A 1,135-nucleotide genomic window follows, 5' to 3' on the forward strand; every position below is an offset into this window, starting at 1 on the left:
CTCCACGCACACGCCCACCCGGCTCTCCTCGCCCACCCCCAACGTCCTCAGGTGACGCGCCAACTGGTTCGCTCGAGCTTCTACCTGCGCGTACGTCAGCTCCGCACCCTCGTGCACCACCGCCAACGCGCCCGGCGTCTTCGCCGCTTGCGACGCGAAGAGGCCATGGAGGGTTTCCGCTCCCTCTCGCTCCGGGGCCACTTCACCCGCGAAGCGCTTCAGCACCTGCTGGCGCTCCTCGGTCTCCAGCAGCGGCAGGGCCCAGACGCCCGCATCCGCATTCCTCGTGATGGCGCCCAGCAGTGTGCCCAGGTGCCCCAACAGTCGCTGTGCCGTCTCCGCGTCGTAGAGGTCGGTGTTGTATTCAAGCGACGCCGCGAGGCCGCGGCCTGTCTCCGCCATGCCCAGCGTCAGGTCGAACTTCGCCGTGGTGCCCTCTGTTTCCACGAGGCTCAGCACCAGCCCACCCGGCAGCGCTTCTCCCGAGCCGCCCGGCGTGTTCTGCATCGTGAACATCACCTGGAAGAGCGGCGAACGACTCAGGTCGCGCTCCGGCTTCAGCTCCTCCACCAGCTTCTCGAACGGCACTTCCTGGTGCGCGTACGCTCCCAGCGTCGTCTCGCGCACCTGGCGCAGCACCTGACGGAAGCTCGCGCCCTCATCCAGCTTCGTGCGCAGCACCAGCGTGTTCACGAAGAAGCCGATGAGTCCTTCCAGCTCCGTGCGGTTGCGGCCCGCGATGGGCGTTCCCACGCTGATGTCCTGCTGGCCGCTGTAGCGCGCCAGCAGCACCTGCCACGCCGTCAGCAGCACCATGAAGGGCGTCGCACCCTCCTGGCGCGCCAGCGCCGCCACGCCCTCCTCCAGCGCTCGCGGCCACTGGATGGCGCTCCTCGCGCCCCGGAAGCTCTGCGTCGCAGGACGCGGCCGGTCCGTCGGCAACTCCAGCGCGTGCGGAGCGCCTTCCAACTGCTGGCGCCACCAGGAGAGCTGCGCCTCCAGCACGGTGCCCTTCAGCCAGCCACGCTGCCACGCCGCGTAGTCCGCGTACTGCACTTCCAACTCCGGCAGCGGCGACGCTCGGCCCGCAGCGTACGCGCTGTAGAGCGCCCCCACTTCGCGCACCAGCACGTCC

At 69.6% G+C, this 1,135-nt stretch carries 1 protein-coding gene; it reads right to left on the reverse strand.

The genetic code is table 11. The features are described from left to right. On the reverse strand, positions 1-1,135 hold a 1,135-nt coding region (locus D7V88_RS41690; RefSeq protein WP_147449159.1), incomplete at both ends, for a condensation domain-containing protein.

It is taken from the genome of Corallococcus terminator (assembly GCF_003611635.1).
Taxonomy (GTDB): domain Bacteria; phylum Myxococcota; class Myxococcia; order Myxococcales; family Myxococcaceae; genus Corallococcus; species Corallococcus terminator.